This is a genomic window from Caulobacter sp. CCG-8 (assembly GCF_037402475.1).
Classification (GTDB): Bacteria; Pseudomonadota; Alphaproteobacteria; order Caulobacterales; family Caulobacteraceae; genus Caulobacter.
In genome coordinates this window covers 1-22184 of sequence record NZ_JBBEUD010000012.1, presented here as the reverse complement: position 1 = coordinate 22184, position 22184 = coordinate 1, and the positions used below count along the sequence as shown (strand labels likewise).

Genomic DNA, 22184 nt, shown 5'->3' with positions numbered 1-22184 from the left:
GGGGACACGCCGCAAGGGCATGTCCCCGGCGGATGCTAGGACTTGGGCTTCAGCAGGCCGTGCATGCCGAGCCAGCGCACATAGGCGTCGAACCAGTCGGTGCTGGTGGTGGTCTTCGGGTACATGCCGAACCCGTGGCCGCCCTGTTCGTAGAGGTGGAACTCGACCGGGCGCTTGGCGGCCCGCCAGCTGTCGATCAGCCCTATGCCGCTATGGGCGAAGAACGGATCGTCGGCGGCGAGCGCCACGAACATCGGCGGCGCGTCGGCCGGCGGGGTCACGGCCGTGAGCGGGCCGTAGATCAGGCCGATGAAGGCGGGCTTGGCGTCGTCCCCGGCCAGGGTGGTCGCCAGGGTCAGCATGGCGCCGGCGGAAAAGCCCACCATGCCCACGCGGCCGGGGTCGATCCGCCACTCCGCGGCCCTCCCGCGGACCAGCGCGAACGCCGCCCGCGAGTCGGCGATCTGCGGGGCCAGGCCGGCGATCGCGACCTGAGGATCGGGCCGCGGCCTGTTGGCGGTGGCCGAGAACATCTCGGCCATCGACCGCTCGAAGCCCGGCATGTCCGCCGGCGTCGGATTGAGCCTGTACTTGAGCACGAAGGCGGCCACGCCCTTGTCGGCCAGCGCGCGGGCGACGTCCCAGCCCTCGTTCTCCATCGATAGCGTGCGAAAGCCGCCGCCGGGCGCGACGATGACGGCCGCCCCCGTGGCCTTGGCCGGATCCGGCAGGAAGGGCGTCAGCGTCGCCACCGTGACGTTGCGGGCGAAGACGCTGTTGTACTGGCGATGCCAGGACTCCGGCGAGGTCGCGCCCGGCAAGGGTCCGGTGTCCAGCACGATCGCGTTCGGCTGGGCCGGGACCGCGATCGGGGTCATCTTGTCGTCCTGCGCCCACGCCCCGCCGGCCAAGGCCAACGCCAGGACCACGGCGCCCAGGCCGGCGCGAAGGGATCGTCCTGCACGATCGGACTGCACGGAATTCAAGTTTCTCACGACGTTCCTCCTGCTTGGTCGAGGCTTGTCCGCACGGTCCATGGGAAGGACCGCGAGCGCCACTTATGTCCGACAACTGGTAACGCTAACAATTTGTGGTACGCAAGAGGGCAACAGTCGCCTCGAACGGCGCTACGGGGTCCCCTACCCGTGGGTAGCGTCGTTAGGTGAGCGATTGACGACCATTTTTGTCTGAGTAATTTTGGACATCGCTACGGGAGGAGCACGAACATGAAGTCGGTCTGGATGGCGCTTGCGCTGGCGACGGCCATGTCCGTCGCGTCACCCTCCGGGGCGAGCGACGGAGCCGGCGCCGCGCCGGGTTCCAACCCCCTCTTCCGGGACAAGTTCACCGCGGACCCCGCCCCGCTGGTCGTCGGCGATCGCCTGTATCTCTACGTCGGCCACGACGAGGCCCAGCGCGACGAGATGTTCAACATGCGCGAATGGCTGGTCTATTCGACCACCGACATGAAGAGCTGGACATCGTATCCGCCGATCATGAAGGCCACCGACTTCAAGTGGGCCAAGAAGGACGCCTGGGCGTCGCAGGCGATCGAGAAGAACGGCAAGTTCTACTTCTACGCCGCCGTCGAGCACGACAGCACCCATCCCGGCAAGGCCATCGGCGTGGCGGTCTCGGATCGGCCGACGGGCCCCTTCATCGACGCACGCGGGTCCGCCCTGATCACCAACGAGATGACGCCCAAGGGCACGCACAGCTGGGAGGACATCGATCCCACCGTGTTCACCGACGACGACGGGACCACCTGGATCGCCTGGGGCAATCGCGAGTGCTACATCGCCAAGCTCAAGCCGAACATGATCGAGATCGACGGTCCGATCACCGAGATCACCCCGCCGCACTTCGAGGAAGGCCCCTGGCTGCACAAGCGCGGGGGACTCTACTACCTGACCTACGCCTCCCTCGACCGGTCGACCCAGCGGGACGAGCACGTCTCCTACGCGACCGCGCCCTCGATCAACGGCCCCTGGACCTATCGCGGCGAGCTCACCGGGTCGGGCAAGTACAGCTTCACGATCCATCCCGGCATCGTGGAGTTCAAGGGCGACTGGTACATCTTCCTGCACAACGCGACCCTGGCGGTCGGCGACCAGAACGGCGCGATCGGGCGGCGGGCGGTGACGGTCGAACGGCTTCGCTACAACGCCGACGGCACGCTCCAGCCTGTCGTGCAGACCGAAGCGGGCGTGTCGGCGCCGCGATAGGACGGCCCTACTTCGCCAGCTTGCCCAGCAGTTGCTCGGCCACGCCGGGCGGCACGAACTTGTGCACGTCGCCGCCCAGGGCCGCGATCTCCTTGACTAGGCGCGAGGCGATGGCCTGGTGGCGCGGGTCGGCCATCAGGAACACGGTCTCGATCTCGCGATCGAGCTGCTGGTTCATGGCCGTCATCTGGAATTCGTATTCGAAGTCGGCCACGGCCCGCAGGCCGCGCACGATCATCTGGGCCCCGACCTCGCGGGCGAAATGCATCAGCAGGCTGTCGAACGGCAGGACCTCGATCTGGGCGATCTTGGTCAGGTGCGCCGTCTCGCGCTGCAGGATCGCGACCCGCTCGTCCAGGCTGAACAGCGGCCCCTTGCCGATGTTCACCGCCACCCCGATCACCAGCTTGTCGACCAGCTTGACCGCTCGACCGATGATGTCGAGGTGGCCGTTGGTGACCGGGTCGAAGGTCCCCGGATAGAGTCCGATCCGCATGCTTTTCCCTCACCCGGGCGTACGCCCGCTGGCCCCCTTGCTTGGGTCGCTTACGAGGTCTCGTCCGCCTCGTTTTCGTCGCCCGTGTTGTCGTCCCCGCCGGCTTCGGCGAGACGCTCGACGCTGACGACATGTTCGTCGGCGGCGGTGCGGAAGATGGTTACGCCTTGAGTATTCCGCGCTGCAACACGAATTTGCGAGACAGGCACCCGGATCATCTGGCCGGCGTCGGTGACCAGCAGGATCTGGTCGCCCTCCTCGACGGGGAACGAGCCCACCAGCTTGCCGCCGCGCTTGGACAGGTCCTGGGCCGTCAGGCCCTGGCCGCCGCGGCCGGTGCGGCGGTAGTCGTAAGCGCTGGTGCGCTTGCCGAAGCCTTCCGACGACACGGTCAGCAGGATCTCCTCGGCCGCGCCCAGTTCGGCGATGCGTTCCGGCGTCAGGCTGGCCTCGCCGCCCTCTTCCTCGGCCTCTTCGGGCGCGGCGGCCGGAGCCTCCTCGCCCTCTTCGCCCAGGGCCCGGGCCAGGGCCCGCTGGTGCTTGAGGTAGGCGGCGCGCTCGGCCGGCGTGGCGTCGACATTGCGCAGCACGCTCATCGAGATGACGCTGTCGCCCTCGGCCAGGCGCACGCCGCGCACGCCGGTGGAGTCGCGGCTGGCGAACACCCGCACTTCGTCGGTCGAGAAGCGGATGCAGCGGCCCGAGGCGGTGTTGAGCAGGATGTCCTTGCCGCTGTCGCAGACCGCCACGCCGACGATGCCGTCGCCTTCGTCCAGCTTCATGGCGATCTTGCCGTTGCGGCGGACGTCCACGAAGTCGCTCAGCTTGTTGCGGCGCACGCTGCCCGAGCGGGTGGCGAACATCACGTCCAGGCTGTTCCAGGTGGCCTCGTCCTCCGGCAGGGCCAGGATCGAGGTGATGGTCTCGCCCGGCTCGATCGGCAGCAGGTTGACGAACGCCTTGCCGCGGCTGTTGGCGACGCCCAGCGGCAGGCGCCACACCTTCATCTTGTAGACCTTGCCGCCCGAGGTGAAGAACAGCAGCGGGGCGTGGGTCGAGGCCGAGAACACGCGGGTGACGGCGTCCTCGTTCTTGGTGGCCATGCCGGCCTTGCCCTTGCCGCCCCGGTGCTGGGTGCGATAGGCGGCCAGGGGCGTGCGCTTCACATAGCCGCCCAGGGTGACGGTGATCACCATCTCCTCGCGGACGATCAGGTCCTCGTCCTCGACGTCGGCGTCGCCGTCGACGATCTGGCAGCGGCGCGGCACGGCGAACTTCTCGCGCACCTCGACCAGTTCCTCGCGGACCACGGCCATGATGTTGGCGCGGTCCGACAGCAGCTCGAGGAAGCCCTTGATGGCCTCGGCCAGGGTGGCGGCCTCGTTGCCGATCTCGTCGCGGCCCAGGCCCGTCAGGCGCGACAGGGTCAGGGCCAGGATGGCGCGGGCCTGCTCGTCGGTCAGGCGGATCATGCCGCCGTCTTCCTGCACGGTGCGCGGGTCGGCGATCAGCTCGACCAGCGGCAGCATGTCGCCGGCCGGCCACGACTTGGCCACCAGCCGCTCGCGGGCCTCGGTCGGGTCCTTAGACGAGCGGATGATGTGGATGAATTCGTCGATGTTGGCGACGGCGATGGTCAGGCCGACCAGGACGTGGCCGCGGTCGCGCGCCTTGCCCAGTTCGAACTTGGTGCGCCGGACCACGACCTCCTCGCGGAACTGCACGAACAGCTCGACCAGCTGGCGCAGGCCCATCTGCTCGGGACGGCCGCGGTTCAGGGCCAGCATGTTGACGCCGAAGGAGCTCTGCAGCGCCGTGAAGCGGTAGAGCTGGTTCAGGATCACCTCGCCCGAGGCGTCGCGCTTCAGCTCGACCACGATGCGCATGCCGTCGCGGTTGGATTCGTCGCGGATGTCCGACACGCCCTCGATCCGCTTATCCCGGACCATCTCGGCGATGTACTCGACCAGGTTGGCCTTGTTCACCTGATAGGGGATGGCGGTGATGACGATGGCTTCGCGGCCCGAGCGGATCTCCTCCACCGTGGCCAGGCCGCGCATGATCACCGAGCCGCGGCCGGTCAGCAGCGCCTGGCGCGGGCCGGCGCGGCCGATGATCTCGCCGCCGGTCGGGAAGTCGGGGCCCGGCACCAGGTCCAGCAGCTGGTCGGTGGTGCAGTCCGGCTGATCGATCATCAGCAGGCAGGCGTCGATCACCTCGCCCAGATTGTGCGGCGGGATGTTGGTGGCCATGCCGACGGCGATGCCGCCGGCGCCGTTGACCAGCAGGTTGGGGATCCGCGACGGCAGGACGACGGGTTCCTGCTCCTTGCCGTCGTAGTTGTCCTGGAAGTCGACCGTGTCCTTGTCCAGGTCGGCCAGCAGCGCCATGGCCGGCGGGGCCATGCGGCATTCCGTGTAACGCATGGCGGCGGGCATATCGCCGTCGACCGAACCGAAGTTGCCCTGGCCGTCGATGAGCACCAGGCCCATCGAGAACGACTGGGTCATGCGCACCAGGGTGAAGTAGATCGAGGCGTCGCCGTGCGGGTGGTACTTACCCATCACGTCACCGACCACGCGGGCCGACTTGACGTAGGGCCGCTCGGGCGTCTGGCCCTGCTCGTGCATCGAGAACAGCACCCGGCGGTGCACCGGCTTGAGGCCGTCGCGGGCGTCAGGCAGGGCCCGGCTGACGATCACGCTCATCGCATAGTCGAGATACGAACGGCGCAGTTCGTCCTCGATGTTGATGGGAGAAACGTCCCCGCGGGCGCCCGGCGAGGCCGGAGACCCGGGGATGGTGTTTTGATCGTCGCTCAAGGGAATTTTTCGCCGTCAGAATCGAACACGGAACCGTCAAAAACAGTTAGCATTCCGATAGCCAAGACGCCACCTTCGCAGGTCCAACCCCCAAGTTTCTTGGGCTTTTCCGGGAGTTTTCGATGCGTTTGACCGCCCTCGCCCTGTCCGCCGGCCTGCTGGTCGCTTCCCAGGCCTCCGCCGCCGCCACCAGCGCCACGGCCGAACTGAAAGGCGCCGACGGCAAGACGCTCGGGACGGCCACGCTGACCGAGGCGCCGCACGGCGTACTGCTGCGGATCGAGGCCAAGGGCCTGACTCCCGGCTGGCACGGCCTGCACTTCCACGAGAAGGGCGACTGCGGCGCGCCGGACTTCAAGTCGGCCGGCGCCCACGTCCACACCACGACCGCCGTGGTCCACGGCCTGCTGAACCCGGACGGCAACGACAACGGCGACCTGCCCAACCTGTTCGCCGCCGCCGACGGCTCGGCGACGGCCGAACTGTTCTCGCCCCTGGTGTCGCTGAACGGCGCCGGCGGCCGCCCCGCCCTGCTCGACGCCGACGGCTCGTCCATCGTCGTCCACGCCAGCCCCGACGACTACAAGACCCAGCCGATCGGCGGGGCCGGGGCGCGAGTGGCTTGCGGGGTGGTGAAGTAGGTCAGAGCCGGAAACAGGGGACACACACTCACACGCAGGCCTTTGCGAACGGCCATAAGCCGTGCCGTGAGTGTGTGTCCCCTACTTCGTCCTAGGTCGCCTCGCCCTCGGCCGGCACGACCTTCTTCGCCGTCAGCGCCACCAGCGCCACGCCGGCCATGGTCGCCGCGGCGCCGATCACCAGCTGCGGCGACAGGGCGTCGCCCATGAACAGCACCCCGATCGTGCACGACACCAGCGGCGTCAGCAGGAAATAGGGCGTCACCCGCCCCGCCTCGCGGCGCTGGACCAGCCAGAACAGCAGGGCGCTGGCCCCGATGGTCGAGACCACCCCGGCGAAGGCCACGCAGGCCCAGGCGATCGGGGCGGCGGTCTTCACGCGCTCGACCACGTTGTCCTCGAAGCCGAACGACATGGCCAGCAGCACCGGCGCGGCGATGGCGGCGGTCAGGGCCTGGACCTGCAGCGGCTTGGCGCCCGGCGTCTGGCGCACGAACACCGTGGCCAGGGCCCAGCAGGCGCTGGCCACCACGCCCAGCACGATGGCCGGCAGGTCGGCCGCGCCGTGCGGGTCCAGACTCATCCAGGCCACCCCGACGAAGGCCACGACTAGGCCGGCGACGGCCATGGGCTTCATGCTCTCGCCCAGCATCTTCCAGGCGAACAGGGCCGTGAACGGGATCCACAGCTGGGTGGCCACCACCAGCGGGCTCAGCGACTTGGCCAGGCCGAAGGCGATGTAGATGATCCCGAAGTGGATCGGCCCCGACAGCAGGCAGATGGCCGCCAGCCGCCGCGACCACGGGAACGGCGGCTTCAGGAACGGGACCAGGAACGCGAACGCCAGGCCGAAGCGCAGGGCCCCGACCATCATTGGCGGCAGCTCGGCGGTCGCCACCTTGGCCGCGGCGTTGTTCAGGCCCCAGGTCAGGATGATGGCCGCGATGGCCAGGCGCTCGAGGCCGGTCAAAGCCGCGGTTTGGGGCGTGTTCGACGACATGCCCCCGCTTGGATCAGACGCCGCCTGATCCTTCAACCCCGCCGGCGCCCACAACCTTGCGGATGGCCGCCGTCAGGAGCGCCAGGTCGGCGTCCGGCGTCGTGAAGGCCGGCGTCAGGTACACGGTCTTGCCCATCGGCCGGATCCACGCGCCCTCGGCGGCGAAGGCGTCGCACAGGGCGCCGACGGCCACCGGCGCGTCGAACTCCACCACGCCGATGGCGCCCAGCACCCGCACGTCGACCACGCCCGGCGCGGTCCGGACCGGTTCCAATCCCTCGGCCAGGGCCGCCGACACCCGCGCCACGTCCGCCCGCCAGGCGCCGGCCTCGAACAGGTCCAGCGAGGCGTTGGCGGCCGCGCAGGCCAGGGCGTTGCCCATATAGGTCGGGCCGTGCATCAGGGCCGCGCCGGCGTCGTCGGACCAGAAGGCCTCGAACACCCGGCGCGAGGCCACGGCGGCCGACAGCGGCAGGGTCCCGCCGGTCAGGGCCTTGGACAGGGTGACGATGTCGGGCTCGACGCCCGCCGCCTGCATGGCGAACAGATCGCCGGTGCGGCCGAAGCCCGTGAAGATCTCGTCGAAGATCAGCAGCACGCCGTGGTTGTCGGCCAGGCGGCGCAGGGTCCGCAACACTTCCGGCGCGTGGAACAGCATGCCGCCGGCGCCCTGGACCAGCGGTTCAGTCAGGATCGCGGCGATCTCCCCGCCCCGCTCGGCCAGCAGCGCGTCGAGGGCGGCCTCGGACGCGGCGTCCACCGGCAGGTCGCCGATCACCTGGCGGGGCATGACGCCGGAGAACAGGCTGTGCATGCCCTCTTCCGGGTCGCAGACCGTCATCGTCGCCAGGGTGTCGCCGTGATAGCCGCCCCGGAACGACAGGAACTTCGTACGCCCCGCCCGCCCCTGGTTGATGTGGAACTGCAAGGCCATCTTCATGGCGATCTCGACCGACACCGAGCCGGACTCGGCGAAGAACACGTGGTCCAGGTCGCCCGGCAGCAGGTCGGCCAGGCGCTTGGCCAGGCGATAGGCCGGTTCGTGGGCCAGGCCGCCGAACATCACGTGCGGCATGCGCTCCAGCTGATCGCGGACGGCGGCGGCGATGTGGGGGTGGTTGTAGCCGTGGCAGGCGGTCCACCACGAGGCCAGGCCGTCGACCAGCTCGCGCCCGTCGTCCAGAATCAGCCGCGAGCCCCGGGTCGCCACGACGGGCAGCGGCGGACGCGCCGTCTTCATCTGGCAATAGGGCCGCCAGACGTGGGCCGCGCCGGCGACGAGCCAGTCGGGACTTTCGGCGGTCATGGCGCGATCCTTCGTTGCCTAGAGCGGGCGCACTGCCTATGCCCTCCCGCTGCGGGGGGCAAACAGGAACCGTGATGCACAGTCTGGACACCTACGCCGCCGACAAGATCGAGCGCCTGGAGGCCGCCAGCCTGCTGCGCCGCCTCAAGCCCACCCGGCGCTCGGCCGGGGCGTTCGTCGAGCGCGACGGCCGCAAGCTGCTGTCCTTCTCGTGCAACGACTATCTGGGCCTGGCCCATCACCCGGCGGTCAAGGCCGCCGCCCAGGCCGCCATCGAGACCCACGGGGCCGGCTCGGGCGCCTCGCGGCTGGTGACCGGCGACCATCCGCTGCTGTCGGACCTGGAAGGCCGGCTGGCGCGGCTGAAGGGAACCGAGGCCTGCGTGGTGTTCGGTTCGGGCTACCTGGCCAACACCGGCGTCATCCCCACCTTCGCCGGCAAGGGCGACATCGTCTTCGTCGACGAGCTGGCCCACGCCTGCATCTGGGCCGGGGCCCAGCTGTCGGGCGCCCGGATCGTCCCGTTCGCCCACAACGACAGCGACCACCTGGCCGCCCTGCTGGCCGAGCACCGCTCGAGCGCGCGCCACGCCATCGTCGCCACCGACGGGGTGTTCTCGATGGACGGCGACATCGCCCCGCTGGACTGGCTGTCGGCGGTCTGCGAGGCCAACGACGCCTGGCTGCTGTCGGACGACGCCCACGGCGTCGGCGTCCTGGCCGAGGGCAAGGGTTCGGCCGCCCTGTTCCCCGAAGCCCAGATCCCGCTGCAGATGGGCACCCTGTCCAAGGCCCTGGGCTCGTACGGCGGCTATGTCTGCGCCTCCCAGGCCGTGGTCGACCTCCTGAAGACCCGGGCCCGCACCCTGGTCTACACCACCGGCCTGCCGCCGGCCGCCGCCGCCGCCGCCCTGGCGGCGCTGGACATCATCGAGGCCGATCCGGCCCTGACCGCCCTGCCCCTGGCCAAGGCCCGCGCCTTCACCGAGGCGGTCGGCCTACCGCGCGCCGCCAGCCCCATCGTGCCGGTGATCATCGGCGAGGCCCAGGACGCCCTGGACGCCTCGCGCGCCCTGGAGGCCGAGGGCTTCCTGGTCGTCGCCATCCGCCCGCCCACCGTGCCGGCCGGCATGGCCCGCCTGCGCATCGCCTTCAGCGCCGAGCATCCCGACGACGAGATCGTCCGCCTGGCCGAGCTGGTGAAGCCCTACGTCAGGGCGGCCGCCTGATGTCCGCCCTGTTCGTCACCGGCACGGGCACCGACATCGGCAAGACCTATGTCAGCTGCGCCCTGATCCGGGCGCTCCGGGCCAAGGGCGCGGTCGTCGACGCCTTCAAGCCGGTGGTCAGCGGCTTCGATCCCAAGGACGCGGCGGCCAGCGACCCGGCCCGCCTTGCCGCCGCCCTGGGCGCGCCCGGCGACGTCTTCCGCATCGCCCCGCGCCGCTACCGCGCTCCGCTGTCGCCCAACATCGCCGCGCGGCTGGAGGGCGACACGCTCAGCCTGGACGACATGGTCATCGACGCGGTGGCCCGCGCCGCCGAGGTCCGCGACGGCCTGCTGCTGGTCGAGGGGGCCGGCGGGGTCATGTCGCCCCTGACCGACGGCGAGACCAACCTGGACATGATCGCCGCCCTGGGCGCGCCGGTGCTGCTGGTGGCCGGCTCGTACCTGGGCACGATCAGCCACGTCCTGACCGCCCTGGTCGCCCTGCGCGCCGCCAAGGTCCCGGTCGCCGCCGTGGTGATGAGCGAGAGCCTCGACGCACCCGACCTGGTCCAGACCGCCCAGGCCCTGACGCCGTTCCTGGACGGCGCGCCGCTGTTCCTGGCCCCGCGCGGCGACGCCTGGGACGCCGGCGCCCTGGCCGACCACCTGCTCAACGCCCTGGGGACCTCATGACCTCGCGCATCGCCCCGCTCCGCATCGCCATGATCGGCCTGGGCGACATCGCCCGGAAGGCCTACCTGCCCGTGCTGGGCCCGCGTCCCGACCTCGACCCGGTCTTCGTCACCCGCGACGCCCGGACCCTGGTCGAGCTGGGCGCGGCCTGGCGGGTCGCGCGACTGCACGCCGAGCTCGACACGGCCCTGGCCGAGGGGCTGGACGGCGCCCTGGTCCACGCGGCCACGGCCGCCCATCCCCAGATCGTCCGCCGCCTGCTGGAGGCCGGCGTGCCGACGATGGTCGACAAGCCCCTGGCCGACAACGCCGCCGACAGCGAGGCCCTGGTCGACCTGGCCGAGACGCAAGGCGTCTCGCTGATGGTCGGCTTCAACCGCCGCTTCGCCCCGGTCTATCGCGACGCCGCCGCCCTGAAGCTGCCGCTGGCGGTGATGCAGAAGAACCGCGCCGATCAGGCCGACGAGACGCGCCGCGTGGTGTTCGACGACTTCATCCACGTGATCGACACCCTGCGGTTCCTGGCGCCGGGCGCCGGCGAGGCGCGGGTGCACGGGCGGGTCGTGGACGGCCTGCTGGAACACGTGGCCCTGTCGCTGTCGGGCGGCGGGCGCGACGCCTTGGGGATCATGAATCGCACCAGCGGGTCGAACGAGGAGACCCTCGAGGTCTCGGGCGCCGGCGCCAAGCGGCGGATCGTCGACATGGCCCAGGTGATCGACCAGGGCGCGCAGGATCACCTGGCGCGGCGCGGCGACTGGACCTCGGTGGGCCGCCAGCGCGGTTTCGAGGGCCTGTGCGAGCACTTCCTGGGCGCCGTGCGCGAGGGGCGCCGCCTGTCGGCGTTGGATGCGCTGGAGACGCATCGGTTGTGCGAGACGGTGGTGCGGGAACTGGGATCGTAGGCTTCGCGCGCCGCGCCTAACGGGACTGAAGCCGTCGGCCTATCCACAGGGCTGCCGCCACGAACCCGAGCGACGCCGCCGCCAGCCAGATGAGATCGACGGCGCCGTAGACCGCAACGCTCAGCGGCTCCGCGGCGAACGCGGCCCAGTGACCTGGCGGGCCATATCGTCCTCCCCAGACGAAGAGGAACCCGCTGCTGGCCAGCGATGCGAAGTTCCACGCACACCAGCCGATCGACAGGCCGCAGACGGCGAGAACGGCCAACCATTCGCCCCAGCCGTATCGCAGATAGGCGTACAGGGCGTCCGGCCAGCGGCGCTTCGGTTCGGTGGCTGAACCCATCCTAAGCCGTCTTCCGCCATGCCGTCGGCGACAGGCCGAAGGCCCGCCGGAACGTGGCGTTGAAGTGCGAGATGTCGTTGAAGCCCACGTCGAAGGCGATGCCGGTGACGGGCTCGGCGGTGTCGGTCAGGCGGTCGGCGGCGGCCCGCAGGCGCGCGCCGATCAGGTACTGGCGCGGGCTCTCGCCGGTCATGGCCCGGAACAACCGGATGAAGTGGAAGCGGCTGACCTGGCCCATGGCCGCCAGGCTGTCCAGTTCGCAGGGCTCGGCATAGGCCTCGTCCAGGTGCCGGATCACCTCGCGGATGCGCCGCCGCTCGGTCCCGGTGGGCGCGACGGGACGCGTGTCGCGGCCCAGGGCCAGGGCGCGGGCGGCCAGGTCGATCACCTCCTCCTCGCCCAGGCGCAGCCCGCCGGCCGCGCGGCGCACCGCGCCGTACAGCGGCGCGGTCTCGCGCGACGGGGCCAGGGCCGAGATCGCGAAGTCGGCGTCGTCCAGGCCGCAGTCGTTGGCGACCTCGGCCAGGAGGTCCGGATGCAGGGCGATCACCGCCCGGCGATTGCCGGCGGCGTCCAGGTGGCGGCAGTCGAAGGCCTCGCCGGCGTTGCCCAGCAGGATCGCGCCGGGCTTGGCCTGGGCGCGGCCATGGCGGCCGGCGTAGTCGAAGGTCCCCGCCACCACAACGCCGATGACCGGACCCGCATAGCACTTGCCGATCGGGGCCCTGGCGTCGGTGGCGCAGCGCGCCTCGCCGGCGCCGTACAGCGGCGAGCGGGCGGGCAAGGCGGGGCCGTGGGACTCGACACGAAACATGCAGGCGCCTCCGTCGGAATGCGCGGCCATAGAACCCGTCCGGAGGCCGAAGCGCAACAAACCCCAAGCCACGCGCCGGCGGCGGAGCCAAGTTCGGAACGTTCAACGGGAGGGATCATGAACCGCGACGGCGTACTCTACGGCTCGGGCGCCATGGCGCTGGGGATCATCGGCCTGGCCTTCGGCGACTTCGCCCTGCAATGGCAACCCGTGCCCGAGGGCGCGCCCGGCCGGCATGTCCTGGCCCTGGCCAGCGCGGCGCTGATGCTGGTCCTGGGCGCCGGCGTCCTGTGGTCGCGCACCGCCCGTCTCGCCTCGGCGGCCCTGGCCGTTGTCTATCTGGGCTGGGTCGCCCTGCACGGCCCCGAGGTGGCCGCCGCCCCGGCCCGGGTCGCCTCGTGGCTGGGCGTGGCCGAGACCCTGTCGCTGTCGGCCGGCGGCCTGGCCCTGTTCGCGATGTCGGGCGGGACGCCGGACGCCCGGCTGCGGCTGCGGCTGCGGCTGGCCGTGCGGCTGATCTACGGCGTCTGTCCGCTGATCTTCGGCCTGAGCCATTTCGCTTATGCCGATTTCACCGCCAAGATGGTGCCGGGCTGGATCCCCTACCCGCTGTTCTGGGCCTATGCGACGGGGACAGGCCACCTGGCGGCCGGGCTGGCGATCCTGTTCGGGGTGGCGTCGCGGCCCGCGGCCACCGCGCTGACGGCGATGATGGCGTGCTTCGTGGTGATGCTGCACATCCCGCGCGTCATGGCCTCGCCCGGCAGCCATCTGGAATGGACGATGACGGCGGTCGCCCTGTCGCTGACCGGCGCGGCCTGGGCCCTGCGCCAGGCCTTGCCGCCGTCGCAGCCGTCAGGCGCTCTTGCGTTCGACCGTGTCGGCCTCGACCGCTAGGACCGGCGCGCCGCCGGCGCGGGCGAACAGCTTGGCCAGGGCCACGAACAGGCCCTTCTCCTCGACCCGGTGATAGGGCGAGGTCGCCGCCAGCCGGGCCGACAGCCGCGCATGGGCCTTGCCCAAGTTGTGGTACGGCAGGCGCGGCAGCAGGTGGTGCAGGGCGTGGTAGCGCAGGCCGACCGGCGCCCAAAGGAACGGCAGCAGGGCCGGCGGCGGCACGTTGACCGAGTCCAGGAACTGCTCCTCGAAGCTCATCATCTCGCCGTCGTTGTGCCAGTAGTGGGCCGCCAGGGTCCGCAGCTGGTTGACGAAGGTGGCCAGCGAGAACAGCACGAACCAGGTCGCGACCACGCGGACCGGCACGAAACCGGCGACCGTCGCGGCGGCCACGCCCCAGCACCACAGCCAGCAGCCGATCTCCTGGGCCAGCCAGTCGGGCCGCGTCCTATCGTTGTCCTCGCGCACGAAGTCGGGATTGATCACCAGGGCCGACAGCTTGGTCCTGACGAAGCGGCGCACGGGCGGGATCACGAACGACAGCGGGACCAGGACGCCCGAGCGCAGGATCACGCCCAGCGGGGCCAGCAGCGAGATCGCCGTGAACAGGCCCAGCTTGAACGGCGAATAGCGGCCCAGCGGCAGGTATTCCGGGTCCTTGGCGGTGCCGAAGCGATGCTTGGCGTGGTGCAGGTTGTGCACGCCCTCGTACATCATCGACGGCGTCATCAGCGGCACGCCGACCAGCAGGTTCCAGCCCAGGCGGAAGCCCGGCACGTCCTTGGGCCGCAGGTGGCTTATCTCGTGGATGAACGACAGGCCGCGATAGATGGCCAGCAGGCCGACCAGGCCGGCGGCGAGGACGATCCCGGGGTGGCCGGCCGTGGCGGCGATCCACAGGCCGCCCCAGGCGGCGGTCGCGGTCAGGGCCAGGTCCAGCCAGTAGATCCGGCGGTCGGGCGCCGTCAGGTCGGCGGTCAGGCCGTGGGCCTGGCGCACCAGGCCGCCCTCGTCTTTCTGGGGTTGTCCCACGGTCTTCTCAATCCCCGATTCCGACTCGAGCGCCTCGACGCGCTTGCCTTCCGCGCCCCCGAGGTGGCGCGCCGCCCTTCGAAATTCAATGGCCATACGGACGAAAGGCGTCCGCCAGGGATAAACCAAAACGGCCGGCGCCGAAACGCCGACCGTTGTCGCAGCCGGACGCGGCGCCGATCGCCCGGTTTGAAGGCTTGGTCAGCCCAGCGCCTTGAGGACGAAGGCCGCCCAGGTCATGGAGGGCTCGAGATCGCCGCTCATCAGCTTGCGCTTGGGCGGCGCGCGGAACCGGTCGTTGATCCAGTCGCGGATCGCGAGGTCCAGGCTGTTGGCCCCCACGCCGATCTGAGCCAGCGTCTCGTCAGGGCCCGGCGGATCCTCCCGAAGGTCGCGCGCGCGCACGAAGAGGGCGACGCCGACGACGAGGACCTCCTCGTCGGTGGGCCCCGCGGACTCGGCCATCCCTGATCTCCTCGCAAGGGGAGCCCGCGGGTCAGGCCGACAGGCCTGGCGCGTCCCCGGAAGCCAGGATCACCAGGGGGACCGGTTCCAGCAGTGGCCCAGCCCACCGCGCGGTCGTGAGAAAGCGCACAAGAAAAAGCGGCCGGCTCCCGGGAACCGGCCGCTGTTCGAGCTCTGGCGTCGCGACGACGCCTAGAAGGGGATTTCGTCGTCCAGGTCGGCCGAGAAGCTTTCGCGCGGGCCGCTGGGCTGGCTGCGCGGCGCGCCGCCGCCGAACCCACCGCCGCCGCCGCCGCCGGCGGCGTAGCCTTCGTCATAGCCGCCGCCCGCCGACGCGCCGGCGCCGTCGCCGCGACCGCCCAGCATGGTCAGTTCGCCGCGGAATTTCTGCAGCACGATCTCGGTGGAGTACTTCTCCTGGCCCGACTGGTCGGTCCACTTGCGGGTCTGCAGCGAGCCCTCGATATAGACCGTCGAGCCCTTACGCAGGTAGCTCTCGGCCACCTTCACCAGGTTGTCGTTGAAGATCACGACGCGGTGCCACTCGGTCTTTTCCTTGCGCTCGCCGCTGGTGCGGTCGCGCCAGCTCTCCGAGGTGGCGATGCGCAGGTTGGCGACGCGGTCGCCGGAGCCGAGGGAGCGGATTTCGGGGTCGGCGCCGAGGTTGCCGACCAGAATGACCTTGTTGACGCTGCCCGCCATGGGAAGACCTTCGTTCTCGCCCGGCGACCCAACGCGCCGGAATCTGGCCCGGACGTTAACGACCTATCAACGCCGAACGCAAGGTTTGTTCCACAAATGTTCCTGTGGAACAAGAGCGGTTATCCACCGCCCTCTTCCTCCGGCCCTCCCCGTTACTGGGGCGGCATGGCCCCCGGGACCGCCAGGCGGCCATCGCCCGTGCGGACCAGCGACATGAACCGGGCGCCTTCGTAGGTGTCGCCCAGATAGATGCCTTCCTTCTGCAGGAAGATGAACTTGCCCTGGTAGGCGCCGGTCATCTCGCGGCTGGGGCTGCCCAGGCGCACGAAGCGCAGGCGCATGCCCTCCAACTCGGCCGCGCAGAGCTCGAGACTGGGCACGTTGCGGGCCACCGGGTTGAACTTCAGCGTCCCGTCCTTCTGTTCGATCACGTGCATGCAGACGCCGGCCTCGAACGGGGCCTTGGTCTGCTTCTCGCAACCGCTCAGGCCGACAACGGCGGCGGCGGCGACGAGCGAGAGGGCGACGACGGGAAGGCGCATGGGTCTTGGACTCTCTCTAGGCCGACGGGATGGAGCAGCCCTGCCCCAGGTCGATGATCGAATGGAAGGTGCGGTTGTCGGACGAGGATTCGACCTTGCCCGGCACGATGCGCAGGGTTTCGTCGCCCCAGCGGCCGTAGGTGGCCCCGCCCGCTTTCTCGCACTTGCCGCCCGAGATCTGCTGGGCGCAGGCGTTGACGGTGATCTCGCCCGGCAGCTTGCGCCATTCGCCGCCGGCGTAGCGCCAGCAGACCGCCAGGGGCGTGCTGGCCGCGGTCGGCGTCGGGGCGGCCGGCGTCGCGGCCGGCGCGGGCACGGTCAGGGCCTCGGGCGGCGGCGGCAGCGGGGTCAGGACCGTGCCGGCCTGGTCGGCGGCGGCCAGGGCGCCGGTCTCGTCGACGCCCACGTCCAGGGCGCCGGTGGCCACGCCGTTCTTCTTGGCGCACTCGGCCAGGGTGATCTCGCCGACGAACTGGCCGCCGACAAAGCAGCGCAGCGGGCGGTTGGCGTCCAGCTTGTTGTCGTCGGCGCGGCCGGTCTCGACGATCAGGCCGGCGCGCGAGGCCGGCGGATCGGCGGTCGGCGACTTGTTGCCGTGCATCACGGTCAGGGCGATGCCGAGGCCCGCGATCAGGGCCAGGGCGGCTCCGCCGCCCAGCAACACGCGTCGATCTTTGAGAAGTTCCATGATCCCTGGCTACGACGCGGTGATGACGCTTTCAAGTCCAAGGCTCAAGACGGCTTCCAGGGCCGTCGCGGCGCGCGCCCTAGCCGCCGCCGGTCAGGCGATCCAACGCCGCCTGGTAGTTGGCGATCTGGTTGGTCAGATAGGTCGGCACCGTGCCGGTGGCGTTGTTGTTCGAGGAGGCGGTCGCGTCGGTGCGCTTCACGCCGTTGGCGGTGTCGGCCATCTCGCGATAGGCGTTGCGGACCGCCGACAGGGCCTTGGTCATGGCCGACACCGCAGCGTTGCGGCCGACGTCGGTGGTCAGGTCCAGGCCCGTGTCCAGCGCGAAGCCGTAGATCGGCCCCTTGCCGTCGGCCGAGACCGTCTGGCCGTGATCGGTCTTGGTGTTGCGGACGATCCCCGGCTTCAGCCCCAGCGATTCCAGCACGTCGGTGCCGCCCTTGCCGGGCAGGATCTCGACGGTCGAGGTGGTCTGGGACGGGCTGATCCGCAGGGTGCGGTTGTTGCCGACGCTGCTGAACTCGACCTTGGCCGCGTAGCCCGTGGCCTTGCGGATCTTGTCGGCCAGGGTGTCGAGCGTATCGTCCTGCTCGATCTTGATCGTGGTCAGGGTGCCGCGCGCCCGGGTGCGGACCTGGAAGGTGTCCCCCGCCCGCGCCGAGGTCGCCGAGACGATCTTGTCGGACTGGGTGAAGTCCATCTTGCCGCGCGGGATGCCGAAGACGTCCAGGGTGCTGGAGCCCGACGCGTCGACCGCGATCGAGGTCGGCGTGGCGTAACCGTCCTTGCCGGTCAGCCGCTGCTCCCAGGAGGCCTGACCGGTGGCGACGTTGATCTGGGCGACGTAGCCGTCCTTCGTGCCGACCGTGGCCTCGCCCGCCAGGTCCTTGCCGGCCGAACCCACCAGCCAGGCCTGGCCGTTGGAGACCGCCATGCCGGTGACCGTGTCGTCGCCCGTCCCGCCGTAATAGGCCAGGGTGTCCTGGCTCTTGTCGGCCAGGTCCAGCGACAGGCGGGCCACGAACCCGTCCGAACCGCCCGAGGCGGCCTTGGTCTTGTTGTCGACGTCCAGCGCGCCGTTGGTGGTCGAGCCGCCGATGTAGAGCTGGCCGTTGTCGATGGTCAGGCCGGCGATGTTGCCGCCCTTCAGCGAACCCAGGTCGCGCGTCGCGCCCTCGGTGAACGTCACGGCCTTGGTGTAGGTCGTCGGTTCGGTGACCCAGACTTCCTTGTCGTTCAGATAGGTGCGCGGCTCGGTGACGATGGTGGTCGAGACGTCGAAGCTGCGAAGCATCGCCTCGCTGCCTTCCTTGCTGGCCACCACCACCTGCGTGCCGTTGACCACGATGCCGGAGACGGTGTCGTCGTTCTCGCTGCCGAAATGGGTTGTGAACAGCGCCTTGGGCGTGCCGGCGATGTCGGTGGCGAAGGCGCTCAGATAGCTGTCGTAGCCGCCTTCCGTCGCGCCGGTCGCCGAGCCCGGGATGTCGGACTTGGTGCGGCCGCCCACATAGACCACGCCGTCCTCGCCGAAGGCCACGGCCGTGGCCTCGTCCTCCAGCATGCCGCCGCGGCGGACCGTCCAGGTCTCGTCGCCCTTGGCGTCGTAGAGGGTCACGAAGCTGTCGGTGAGCGTGCCGGCCGAGTCCGAATTGATCGGGCCGTTGGTGGCGCCGGCCAGGCTGCCCGCCACCGAACCGGCGATGGCCACCTGGCCGTCGTCCGAGATGGCCATGTTGTAGCCGGTGGCGGTGTTCGAGGCGCCCAGGGTGCGGGCGTAGAGCAGCTTGCCCGACGAATCGTACTTCAGCAGGGCGACGTCCTGGTCGCCCTTGATCGTCTGGGTGCTGGTCGTGCCGTCGACATCGGCCAGGACGTAGAGCGAGCCATCGGGGCCCGTCATCGTCTTGTGGACCGTGCTGATCGTGCCTTCCAGCGTGTCGGAGAACACCTTGGTGCCCGGCTGGCCGGCCGTGCCGGGGCCGTACTTCGTCAGGGTGTTCTCGATCACCGCGTCGTCGGTGGTGGTGTCCTTGTCAGGATCCGGATTGCCGGCGGCCGTGGTGATGTAGACCGCCGGCTTGGCGGCCGGGGCCGAGAAGGTCAGGGTCTCGGTCAGGTCGCCCTTGATCTGCAGGGCGAAGTCGTCGCCGGTGGCCGGCAGCTTGACGGTCTGGCCGTTGACCGTGGTGGTGCGCTCCTGGCCCACCGTGCGGTTGACCGCGAACTGGGTGTCGAAACCGGCGTCCGAGAGCTTCTGGTTGAAGAACGAGACGACGTTGGCCATCGTCCGCGGCGTCGAACCCATCTCCGACAGGTCCATCGTCACGTCCGTCGCCACGCCGAACTTCTTGACGTTCATCGTGAAGCTGACGTTGCCCTTGAACGTGGGCACCTCGTCGTCGACCTGGCCGCTGTAGATCGTGTTGGTGACGTAGTTGTAGTTGTTCTTCGGCACCCCGACGGTCGACTTGTCGCTGGTCATGACCGTGCCGGTCGTCAGGCGCATGCCGTCGGTGCTGAGGTTCTGGACGTAGCTGTTGACCTCGTTCAGCCCCTTGCTGAACACGGCCTGCAGCCGCTTGATCTCGCTGTCGGTGACGCCCTTCTCGGCCGAGCGGTTGGCGATCGCCGACAGGGTGTTGAGCGCCTGATAGGCGGCGAACAGCTTCTTGTAGTCGCCCGAGATCGTCGGGGACGCGGCGACGGCCGCGGCCTCGTCGACGAACTTACGGCCGTTCAGGGCCGCTTTGACCAGGTCGCTGGGCTCGCTGGTCATCGTCGTCCAGGGCGAGCTGGGCACCGTCTTGCCGCCCGAGGAGGACGGAGCGGACGACGAGGACTGGTTGGTCGACGCGGTCGCGTTCGCGGCCAGGCCAGCGTTCTTGGCCTGATAATACCCGAGCAGCAGACTGGAATCGAAAGTGATCACAGCGGGTCCCATCGGGACGCACTACGCCCCACGATTCGATTGTCCGCGATGATCGCTGACGTTTCGTTAAGACGTATGAATCGAAGTCGGGATCAGGCCGCGATCAGGTGGGCGTCGGTCAGCGAGCGCCGGACCTCGCCCCGCAGCTCGCGCCATTCCTCGGCCAGGATGCCCAGCAGGACCACGTCCCGGGGCTCGCCGTCCTTCAGCACGTGGCCGCGCAGATAGCCTTCGCGACGGAAGCCGGAGGCCGCCTGGGCCTTCAGCGCCGCGTCGTTGTCGGCCATGACCTCGGCGAAGACCTTGTGCAGGCCCAGCTCGCCGAAGGCGCGGTCCAGTCCCAGCACCTGGGCGGCGCGTCCCACGCCCCTGCCCCGCGCCTCGGCCGAACCGAGGAACCAGTTCCAGCCGGCGCGACGATGGTGGCTGAGCAGGCCGGTCAAGGTCAGCAGGCCCGACGGCTCGCCGGCTCGGACGATCATCCAGCCGCGCATGTCGGGATCGGAACGCAGGGCCTGGAACCAGGCGGCGTGGGCCTCGCGGCTCGGAAAGGCCGCGTCGGACATCCACCGGTCGACTTCCGGTTCGCCCCGCCATTGGAACAGGACCGCCTCGTCGCCGTCCGTCAAATCGCGAAGCTCGATCATACCGGGTCGATTCTCCCAACTAGCGTGGCGGAGAGTCTACCCCGCGCGGGGCCTCAGGCCTAGCTGCCGCCGTTGAACAGCGACAGGATGATCTGCGGCGCCTGGTTGGCGATCGACAGCGCCTGGGCGCCGAGCTGTTGCTTGACCTGCAAGGCCTGCAGGCGCGCGCTTTCCTTGGCCATGTCGGCGTCGACGAGGTTGCCCACGCCGGTCTCGAGCACGTCGTTGAGCTTGGAGACGAAGGTGTTGTGGGCTTCGATCTGCTTGGCTTGCGAGCCGATCGAGCCGACGGCCTGGTTCACCGCCGTCATCGTCGCGTCCAGGCGCGACAGGACGCTGGCGGCCAGGGTCTGGGTGTTGATCTTGTCGTTCAGCGACAGCGTGTTGATCGTGCTGCTCAGCGACAGGTTCTGCAGGTTCAGCGTGATCACGGTGGCGGCGTCGGCGTCGGCCAGGAACGTGATGTTGCTCGGCTCGCTGCCGTTCAGGATGTTGGCGCCGTCGAACGTGGCGCTGTTGATCACCTGCGTCATGTTCTTCAGCAGGCTCTGGAAGTCGGCGTTCAGCGAGTTGCGCGACTGGGTCGACAGCGAGGTGTCCTTGGCGGCGACCACCTTCTCGCGCATCTGGGTCAGCAGATCCGAGACCGATTCCCCCGCGGCCAGGGCCACGTCGGTGATCGAGGTGGCGCGGTCCAGGCTCATCTTCACCGCGTTCAGGGCCGAGCGGTCGGCGCGCTGATCCTGGGCGATCGACCAGACCGCGGCGTTGTCCTTGGCGCTGGAGATCGCGAGACCGGTGTTGATGCGCGACTGCACGCCGCCCATCTCGTCGTTGGTCTTGTTCAGATTCTGCAGGGCGATCAGCGCAGGCTGATTGGTGTTCACGCTCAGCGTCATCACGGTCTCCGAACGGCGGTTCTTGCCAATGTGGCTCGGAACGCGATTCGGCGGCCGAGCAGGTCGACCGTGAACTTGAGGCTCAGGGAGTAAGAATATGGTTAACGCGCGTAAACCATGTTCCGCCTGCGACGCCAGGTCGCGGCGAACACGGTCCTAGGGGGCGGAGCGCCCTCTCAGGTCAGGCCGTCGAAAACCTCGCCCGGGTCGTAGTGCTCGGCCTGCTTGAAGCGGAGCACGTCCTCGCGGGGAAACTGCTGCAGGACGTCGCCGGTCCGGCGATCGACCGTCTTGTAGACGTACGAACCCGAAACGGGATCCTGCTCGATCACCAGTCGCAGGTCGCCCGGTTGGGGGCCCGCGGCGGCGGCCGGCTTCTCCGGAGCCTCCGAAACGACAGGACCGCCCGCGGGTTGGCCCGGGACGGTGTAGGCATTGGCGGCCGAAGACGGCGCGGTCGGTTCTGGTATCGGCTGTGTCAGTGCGGCTTTGGTTTCCATTACTCCTATCGTCGCCGGGTCACGGCGGCGCCTCTGGTGAACCCTCCTCCCGGCTCAAGGCCGACGGAAGGCGGGGACGGGCCCGAAGGCCCGCCCCCAGGTGTCCCTATCGGAACAGGCTCAGGATCGAGCCGGTCGACTGGTTGGCGATCGAGAGCGCCTGGATGCCCAGCTGCTGCTTGGTTTGCAGCGACTGCAGCTTGGCGCTTTCCTTGGCCAGGTCGGCGTCGACCAGGTTGCCCACGCCGGCGTCGAGGCTGTCCTGCAGCTTGCCGACGAAGGTCAGGTGGGTGTCCAGGCCGGTCGAGCTGGTGCCCAGCGAAGCCAGCTTGTTGGTGGCGGTGCCGATGGCCTTGCCGACGGTGTCGATCATGGTCTTGGCGGCCGCGGCGGTCGTGAAGGTCGACGTCGTGGTCATGCCGATA

The 22184-nt window shown here is 69.7% G+C and carries 23 protein-coding genes; 6 read left to right on the top strand and 17 right to left on the bottom strand.

Annotation, left to right across the window (positions count from 1 at the left end; all coding sequences use genetic code 11):
* Window positions 1-35: 35 nt before the first annotated feature.
* A complete protein-coding gene (locus WAE60_RS13085; RefSeq protein WP_337686920.1) occupies window positions 36-977 on the bottom strand; it encodes an alpha/beta hydrolase in 942 nt (313 codons plus the stop codon).
* Between the two features lie 249 nt (window positions 978-1226).
* On the opposite strand from WAE60_RS13085, the gene WAE60_RS13080 reads away from it, so the two are divergent.
* Complete coding sequence (locus tag WAE60_RS13080; RefSeq protein ID WP_337686918.1) at window positions 1227-2225, top strand: glycoside hydrolase family 43 protein; 999 nt, start codon at window positions 1227-1229, stop codon at window positions 2223-2225.
* Between the two features lie 7 nt (window positions 2226-2232).
* Here the strand turns inward: WAE60_RS13080 and coaD are convergent, their stop codons facing one another.
* Both coaD and gyrA read right to left on the bottom strand, forming a co-directional pair.
* Entirely contained in the window at window positions 2233-2721 is a 489-nt protein-coding gene (gene coaD / locus WAE60_RS13075; protein WP_029914812.1) for a pantetheine-phosphate adenylyltransferase, read from the bottom strand.
* Window positions 2722-2771: 50 nt separating this feature from the next.
* Entirely contained in the window at window positions 2772-5543 is a 2772-nt protein-coding gene (gene gyrA / locus WAE60_RS13070) for a DNA gyrase subunit A (RefSeq protein WP_029914814.1), read from the bottom strand.
* Between the two features lie 122 nt (window positions 5544-5665).
* On the opposite strand from gyrA, the gene WAE60_RS13065 reads away from it, so the two are divergent.
* Window positions 5666-6184 carry a superoxide dismutase family protein gene (locus WAE60_RS13065; protein ID WP_029914816.1) on the top strand — a complete coding sequence of 173 codons (519 nt, stop codon included), beginning with the start codon at window positions 5666-5668 and terminating at the stop codon, window positions 6182-6184.
* A 91-nt stretch (window positions 6185-6275) separates the two neighbouring features.
* Here the strand turns inward: WAE60_RS13065 and WAE60_RS13060 are convergent, their stop codons facing one another.
* Window positions 6276-7184, bottom strand: coding sequence for a DMT family transporter (locus WAE60_RS13060; protein WP_337686916.1), 909 nt, complete (start codon window positions 7182-7184; stop codon window positions 6276-6278).
* A 13-nt stretch (window positions 7185-7197) separates the two neighbouring features.
* The gene (locus tag WAE60_RS13055) at window positions 7198-8490 is read right to left on the bottom strand and encodes an adenosylmethionine--8-amino-7-oxononanoate transaminase (RefSeq protein ID WP_337686914.1); all 1293 of its coding nucleotides are present in this window, start codon (window positions 8488-8490) and stop codon (window positions 7198-7200) included.
* 74 nt (window positions 8491-8564) lie between these two features.
* Here WAE60_RS13055 and bioF point away from each other — a divergent pair, with 74 nt between their 5' ends.
* The 3 genes from bioF to WAE60_RS13040 are packed head-to-tail and all read left to right on the top strand — an operon-like array spanning window position 8565 to window position 11298.
* Window positions 8565-9719 carry an 8-amino-7-oxononanoate synthase gene (gene bioF / locus WAE60_RS13050; RefSeq protein ID WP_337686913.1) on the top strand — a complete coding sequence of 385 codons (1155 nt, stop codon included), beginning with the start codon at window positions 8565-8567 and terminating at the stop codon, window positions 9717-9719.
* Window positions 9719-10393 carry a dethiobiotin synthase gene (gene bioD / locus WAE60_RS13045; RefSeq protein WP_337686911.1) on the top strand — a complete coding sequence of 225 codons (675 nt, stop codon included), beginning with the start codon at window positions 9719-9721 and terminating at the stop codon, window positions 10391-10393. The genes bioF and bioD overlap by 1 nt, the downstream gene beginning before the upstream one ends.
* Window positions 10390-11298 (top strand): Gfo/Idh/MocA family oxidoreductase, encoded by a 909-nt coding sequence (locus tag WAE60_RS13040; protein ID WP_337686909.1) that lies wholly within the window; start codon window positions 10390-10392, stop codon window positions 11296-11298. The genes bioD and WAE60_RS13040 overlap by 4 nt, the downstream gene beginning before the upstream one ends.
* Before the next feature lie 16 nt (window positions 11299-11314).
* Here the strand turns inward: WAE60_RS13040 and WAE60_RS13035 are convergent, their stop codons facing one another.
* On the bottom strand, window positions 11315-11641 hold the full coding sequence (locus WAE60_RS13035; RefSeq protein WP_029914823.1) for a hypothetical protein: 327 nt from the start codon (window positions 11639-11641) through the stop codon (window positions 11315-11317).
* A gap of 1 nt (window position 11642) precedes the next feature.
* Window positions 11643-12455, bottom strand: coding sequence for an AraC family transcriptional regulator (locus WAE60_RS13030; protein WP_337686908.1), 813 nt, complete (start codon window positions 12453-12455; stop codon window positions 11643-11645).
* A 117-nt stretch (window positions 12456-12572) separates the two neighbouring features.
* On the opposite strand from WAE60_RS13030, the gene WAE60_RS13025 reads away from it, so the two are divergent.
* The gene (locus WAE60_RS13025) at window positions 12573-13352 is read left to right on the top strand and encodes a DoxX family membrane protein (RefSeq protein ID WP_337686907.1); all 780 of its coding nucleotides are present in this window, start codon (window positions 12573-12575) and stop codon (window positions 13350-13352) included.
* On the opposite strand, the gene WAE60_RS13020 is transcribed toward WAE60_RS13025, so the two are convergent.
* The 10 genes from WAE60_RS13020 to WAE60_RS12975 all read right to left on the bottom strand — a co-directional run.
* Window positions 13311-14384 carry a fatty acid desaturase gene (locus tag WAE60_RS13020; protein ID WP_337686906.1) on the bottom strand — a complete coding sequence of 358 codons (1074 nt, stop codon included), beginning with the start codon at window positions 14382-14384 and terminating at the stop codon, window positions 13311-13313. The two genes, WAE60_RS13025 and WAE60_RS13020, sit on opposite strands and share 42 nt — an antisense overlap.
* Window positions 14385-14585: 201 nt before the next feature.
* Complete coding sequence (locus WAE60_RS13015; protein WP_029914831.1) at window positions 14586-14849, bottom strand: hypothetical protein; 264 nt, start codon at window positions 14847-14849, stop codon at window positions 14586-14588.
* A 192-nt stretch (window positions 14850-15041) separates the two neighbouring features.
* Window positions 15042-15551 carry a single-stranded DNA-binding protein gene (gene ssb / locus WAE60_RS13010; protein WP_337686905.1) on the bottom strand — a complete coding sequence of 170 codons (510 nt, stop codon included), beginning with the start codon at window positions 15549-15551 and terminating at the stop codon, window positions 15042-15044.
* 152 nt (window positions 15552-15703) lie between these two features.
* Window positions 15704-16093, bottom strand: coding sequence for a hypothetical protein (locus tag WAE60_RS13005; protein WP_029914835.1), 390 nt, complete (start codon window positions 16091-16093; stop codon window positions 15704-15706).
* A gap of 16 nt (window positions 16094-16109) precedes the next feature.
* Window positions 16110-16781, bottom strand: a complete 672-nt coding sequence (locus tag WAE60_RS13000; protein ID WP_029914837.1) for a hypothetical protein — start codon at window positions 16779-16781, stop codon at window positions 16110-16112.
* Window positions 16782-16860: 79 nt separating this feature from the next.
* On the bottom strand, window positions 16861-19713 hold the full coding sequence (locus WAE60_RS12995; RefSeq protein ID WP_337686904.1) for a hypothetical protein: 2853 nt from the start codon (window positions 19711-19713) through the stop codon (window positions 16861-16863).
* 92 nt (window positions 19714-19805) lie between these two features.
* Window positions 19806-20360 (bottom strand): UDP-4-amino-4,6-dideoxy-N-acetyl-beta-L-altrosamine N-acetyltransferase, encoded by a 555-nt coding sequence (gene pseH, locus WAE60_RS12990; protein ID WP_029914841.1) that lies wholly within the window; start codon window positions 20358-20360, stop codon window positions 19806-19808.
* 59 nt (window positions 20361-20419) lie between these two features.
* On the bottom strand, window positions 20420-21259 hold the full coding sequence (locus WAE60_RS12985) for a flagellin (protein WP_029914843.1): 840 nt from the start codon (window positions 21257-21259) through the stop codon (window positions 20420-20422).
* Window positions 21260-21435: 176 nt separating this feature from the next.
* Window positions 21436-21759 carry a hypothetical protein gene (locus WAE60_RS12980; protein WP_029914845.1) on the bottom strand — a complete coding sequence of 108 codons (324 nt, stop codon included), beginning with the start codon at window positions 21757-21759 and terminating at the stop codon, window positions 21436-21438.
* A gap of 106 nt (window positions 21760-21865) precedes the next feature.
* The coding region (locus WAE60_RS12975) for a flagellin (protein ID WP_337686899.1) at window positions 21866-22184 on the bottom strand (319 nt) is incomplete at its 5' end.

Coding starts and splice junctions, on each gene's coding strand:
- WAE60_RS13035 (WP_029914823.1), bottom strand. CDS start 11,641: ATGGGTTCAGCCACCGAACCGAAGCGCCGCTGGCCGGACGCCCTGTAC.
- WAE60_RS13065 (WP_029914816.1), top strand. CDS start 5,666: ATGCGTTTGACCGCCCTCGCCCTGTCCGCCGGCCTGCTGGTCGCTTCC.
- WAE60_RS13060 (WP_337686916.1), bottom strand. CDS start 7,184: ATGTCGTCGAACACGCCCCAAACCGCGGCTTTGACCGGCCTCGAGCGC.
- WAE60_RS13030 (WP_337686908.1), bottom strand. CDS start 12,455: ATGTTTCGTGTCGAGTCCCACGGCCCCGCCTTGCCCGCCCGCTCGCCG.
- WAE60_RS13015 (WP_029914831.1), bottom strand. CDS start 14,849: ATGGCCGAGTCCGCGGGGCCCACCGACGAGGAGGTCCTCGTCGTCGGC.
- coaD (WP_029914812.1), bottom strand. CDS start 2,721: ATGCGGATCGGACTCTATCCGGGGACCTTCGACCCGGTCACCAACGGC.
- bioF (WP_337686913.1), top strand. CDS start 8,565: ATGCACAGTCTGGACACCTACGCCGCCGACAAGATCGAGCGCCTGGAG.
- WAE60_RS13005 (WP_029914835.1), bottom strand. CDS start 16,093: ATGCGCCTTCCCGTCGTCGCCCTCTCGCTCGTCGCCGCCGCCGCCGTT.
- WAE60_RS13080 (WP_337686918.1), top strand. CDS start 1,227: ATGAAGTCGGTCTGGATGGCGCTTGCGCTGGCGACGGCCATGTCCGTC.
- WAE60_RS13040 (WP_337686909.1), top strand. CDS start 10,390: ATGACCTCGCGCATCGCCCCGCTCCGCATCGCCATGATCGGCCTGGGC.
- WAE60_RS12980 (WP_029914845.1), bottom strand. CDS start 21,759: ATGGAAACCAAAGCCGCACTGACACAGCCGATACCAGAACCGACCGCG.
- ssb (WP_337686905.1), bottom strand. CDS start 15,551: ATGGCGGGCAGCGTCAACAAGGTCATTCTGGTCGGCAACCTCGGCGCC.
- WAE60_RS13000 (WP_029914837.1), bottom strand. CDS start 16,781: ATGGAACTTCTCAAAGATCGACGCGTGTTGCTGGGCGGCGGAGCCGCC.
- WAE60_RS13055 (WP_337686914.1), bottom strand. CDS start 8,490: ATGACCGCCGAAAGTCCCGACTGGCTCGTCGCCGGCGCGGCCCACGTC.
- pseH (WP_029914841.1), bottom strand. CDS start 20,360: ATGATCGAGCTTCGCGATTTGACGGACGGCGACGAGGCGGTCCTGTTC.
- WAE60_RS13025 (WP_337686907.1), top strand. CDS start 12,573: ATGAACCGCGACGGCGTACTCTACGGCTCGGGCGCCATGGCGCTGGGG.
- WAE60_RS12985 (WP_029914843.1), bottom strand. CDS start 21,259: ATGACGCTGAGCGTGAACACCAATCAGCCTGCGCTGATCGCCCTGCAG.
- bioD (WP_337686911.1), top strand. CDS start 9,719: ATGTCCGCCCTGTTCGTCACCGGCACGGGCACCGACATCGGCAAGACC.